Here is a 3,711-nt window from a genome sequence, read left to right as displayed (position 1 = left end):
GGGGCGGGGTTCTTCGTCCCCCGCGCGGGGTGCCGGCCCGCAGGAACGGACGGCCGGGCGTGCCGCGGTGGCATAGGCCCCCCGGGACGCGCGCACCGCCGCCGGGCGCCACGATGTCCCGTTGACCAGGGGAGATCCACCGTGCCAGTCCGTTCCGTCCCGTCCCGGGAACCCGCCACCGTGCCGACGCCGGCCGGTGGCCGTCCTGCCGGCCGGCGGGCCGGACGCACGTGGTCCCGGGGCGTCGTGGCCTCGGTGCTCATCGCCGCGATGGCCCTCCTCGTGGCTCCCGCGTCCCTGCCGGCCGGCAGCGCCCGGGCCGCGACGGAATCGTGCGAGCGGACGGACTTCACCGATGTCCCGGCGGGGGCCGCCTTCCGTGGCGACATCATGTGGATGGCCTGCAGGGGCATCACCGTGGGATACGCCGACGGGACCTTCAGGCCCGGCCAGCCGATCACCCGTGGCGAGATGGCCGCCTTCCTGTACCGCCAGGTCCGGCCGGAGGTCACCGTCGACCAGCAACGCGACTTCTCGGACGTGGCCCCGGGGGGCCCGCACTTCACCGCGATCTCCTGGCTGGCAGACACGGGTGCCACCGTGGGCCGGGCCGACGGCACCTTCGGTCCGGGCGAACCGGTGACCCGCGGGGAGCTGACCGCCTTCCTCTACCGGCTGGCCGACGAGTCCTCCACGCCGCCGGCGACCAGTCCCTTCACCGACCTCGGGCCGTCCTCACCCAACTACCGGGCCATCACCTGGGCCGCGGCGCGGGGCATCACCGCGGGTTTCAACGACGGTTCCTTCCGGCAACAGCAGGACATCACCCGCGGCCACGCCTCGGCGTTCCTGCACCGGGCCCACGCAGACCTGGTGGGGACCCGGCCCCCCAGCGGACGGCCGCCGACCAGCTTCACGGTCAGGGGGTCCGGCTGGGGGCACGGAGCGGGCATGAGCCAGTACGGCGCCCGGGCCATGGCCGAGGAGGGCCGCTCGGTCGAGCACATCCTGCGGTACTACTACTCCGGTGCGGACGTCACCCAGTCCGCGCACCGGGCGGCCACCAACATCTCCGTCCACCTGGCCTCCCCGCAGTCGACCACGATCCAGGCCACGAGGCTCGCCGGCGGGACGCCGGGCCTGCAGCGCGTCCGGATCGCCGGAACGGTGCTGCAGGCCCGCGGCGCGGTGCGCCTCGCCGCGGACGGCGGAGCCGTGCTCGTCACCATGCCGGACGGGAAGCGGAAGCGGTCTGCCTCCGCTGTCCTGGAGTGGCCCGGCACCCGGTTCTGGTCACCGGACTCGTCCGAGGCCGCCACCGTCCGGGTGCCGGCCGCGAACGGAAGCCAGCCCCTGGACCTGCGCCACGGGAAGCTCGTCATCTCGGTGGTCAACGGCAAGCTCAACGTGGTCACCGAACTACGGATGAACGACGAGTACCTCTACGGCCTGGCCGAGATGCCCTCCTCCTGGCCCGCCACCGCGCTCCAGGCCCAGGCCGTGGCCGGACGCTCCTACGCGCTGCGGAACATGAACACGCTCAAGGCCGAGTGCGGCTGCCACGTCTGGGACGAGGTGCGCTCACAGAAGTTCACCGGCTGGGCCAAGGAGAACGAGGGTGGCGGCCGCTACGGGAACCGATGGAAGGCCGCCGTGGACGCGACCGTGACGCGCGCCCGGCCGGGCGATCCGACCTCCTCACCGGTGGCGGCGAAGAGCCTGTGGCACCGTGGGTCGATCATCGACGCCACGTACTTCTCCTCCAGCGGCGGCCACACCCGCTCGGCGCAGGACGTCTGGGGCAACGCGGTGCCGTACCTGCAGGGCAGGCCGGACCCCTACAGCCTCTCCGCCGCCGCGAACAACCCGAATGCCTCCTGGACGCAGACGATCAGCCAGGCCGCGATGGCCCAGGCCTTCGGACTGCCCAGCGTGCACTCGGTCCGGTTCACGCGGGACGGGGCGGGCTCGGTGCAGTACGTGACGGCGACGGCCGCGAACGGCGCGACCGCACGGATCACGGGCAACCAGCTCCGGTCCCGTGCGGGGCTGAAGTCCACCTGGGTCGCCTCCATCACGGCGCGATGACCCGCCGCTGACGGACCGGCTGATCAGGGGACGCCGAGCAGGCGCAATCCGGCCGCGGCCACCGCCCCGGTGATCACGACCACCAGGAACGGGGCGCGCAGCACCAGCGCGACCGCGGCGGCCACGACCGCGCCGAGCCGGGCGTCCAGTGCCAGTCCCTGGCCGGCGGCGGCGGCGTTCATCACCACGAGCGCGGACAGCAGCCCGATGGTCACCGCGTTGGCCGTGCGCAGCATCCTCGGGTCATCCAGGACCGTGGCGGGCACGAGGTAGCCCAGCAACTTGGTGCCGAAGGCGATCGCGCTCGCCAGCAGGACCCATTCCCACGTGCTCACGCCGTCGACTCCCTCGTGCCGGTCCGTTCCGTCCGTGCAGGCCCCGGCTGGCCTCCCCGCGGGCCACGCCCCCGGCGTGCCGGGGCCCCGAACCAGCCCCACAGCCCCGCCACGGCCCCGGCGACCAGGATCGGGATCCCGGAGGGCAGTGCCGGCAGGGCGATCGTGGTGACGAGCGCCGTCACCGCCGCCAGGGCCCAGGCGTCACCGGTCTTCAACCGGGGCCACAGCAGGCCGAGCATCGCCGCGGCGGCCGCACCGTCCAGCCCCCAGGCCTTCGGGTCGCCCATCAGGTCCCCGGCGACCGCGCCGAGCACCGTGAAGGCCACCCACGTCAGCCACACCCCGACGCCGGCCGTCCAGAACCCGATGCGGCGCCCGTGCGGATCGGGCTGGGCCATGGACGTGGCCGCGGACTCATCGATGGTCACGTGGGCGGCCAGTGGCTTCAGGGCGGGACCGGGCCGCATCATGGCGTTGAGCTGGACCCCGTAGACGGCGTTGCGGACCCCGAGCAGGCTGGCGGCACCCGTGGCCGCGGCGCCCCCGCCCCCGCCGGCCAGCACTCCCACGAAGGCGAACTGTGAACCACCCGTGAACATCAGCGCGCTCAGGGCGATCGTCTGCCACACGTCCAGCCCCGCCGCGACCCCGAGGGCGCCGAAGGAGATCCCGTAGAGGCCCGTGGCCACGGCGACGGAGGCACCGGTCCGGAAGGCCGGGTGCCTGCCCAGCCGCGTGAAGGAGTCCATGCCGTTCATCGTAGGTGCGCCGCGCCGACCGGCCGTCACCGCGGCTCGCGCGGCCCGTTTTCGGGTTGGGCCCCGGTTCTGCTAAGCTTTCATAGCTGTCAACCCCTGACGGGGAAGGCGCTGGCACGCTGTTGGATCTTTAGCTCAGTTGGTTAGAGCGTTCGCTTCACACGCGAGAGGTCGCTGGTTCGAGTCCAGTAAGATCCACCATTCCTGAAGGGCCCGGTACGGGCCCTTCAGTCGTTAATGGGGGCACTACAGTGTGCCGTGGGCCGCCCGTCCACCCCGGACCGGGGCCCGAACCGGGCAGGGACAGGACAGCGGAGAGTACGACGGGCGGCGGTGCGGGAGGCACCGCGACCGGTACGGACGGGACAGGAGGAGAGGCAGCCGTGGACGATCAGGCCAGGACGCGATCGGGACGCCGGCGCATCCAGGAACCGCCCGTGGAACTGTCTCAGATCCCCATCATCCGTCCCGCGGCACAGACTCCCGCGGGAGCGCCCTGCGGGGAACACCCCGCCTCCGGCCATCCC

At 73.1% G+C, this 3,711-nt stretch carries 3 protein-coding genes and 1 tRNA gene; 2 read left to right on the top strand and 2 right to left on the bottom strand.

Going from position 1 to position 3,711, the window contains the following annotated elements; translation table 11 throughout:
• The first annotated feature begins 141 nt into the window (after positions 1 to 141).
• On the top strand, positions 142 to 2,088 hold the full coding sequence (locus tag Q0283_RS02505) for a SpoIID/LytB domain-containing protein (protein WP_298042641.1): 1,947 nt from the start codon (positions 142 to 144) through the stop codon (positions 2,086 to 2,088).
• Positions 2,089 to 2,111: 23 nt separating this feature from the next.
• Here the strand turns inward: Q0283_RS02505 and Q0283_RS02500 are convergent, their stop codons facing one another.
• Positions 2,112 to 2,423, bottom strand: coding sequence for an AzlD domain-containing protein (locus Q0283_RS02500; RefSeq protein ID WP_183523393.1), 312 nt, complete (start codon positions 2,421 to 2,423; stop codon positions 2,112 to 2,114).
• Entirely contained in the window at positions 2,420 to 3,184 is a 765-nt protein-coding gene (locus tag Q0283_RS02495) for an AzlC family ABC transporter permease (protein WP_183523396.1), read from the bottom strand. Before Q0283_RS02495 ends, Q0283_RS02500 begins: the two co-directional genes overlap by 4 nt.
• A 124-nt stretch (positions 3,185 to 3,308) precedes the next feature.
• On the opposite strand from Q0283_RS02495, the gene Q0283_RS02490 reads away from it, so the two are divergent.
• Positions 3,309 to 3,385: transfer RNA gene (locus Q0283_RS02490), tRNA-Val, on the top strand.
• Positions 3,386 to 3,711: the final 326 nt, after the last annotated feature.

Origin of the sequence: uncultured Citricoccus sp., assembly GCF_937871995.1 — a bacterium.
GTDB lineage: Bacteria > Actinomycetota > Actinomycetes > Actinomycetales > Micrococcaceae > Citricoccus.
This window is presented reverse-complemented; position numbering and strand designations above follow the sequence as displayed.

Excerpts from the sequence above, each read along its gene's own strand:
- Q0283_RS02495 (WP_183523396.1), bottom strand. The coding sequence starts at position 3,184 with ATGAACGGCATGGACTCCTTCACGCGGCTGGGCAGGCACCCGGCCTTC.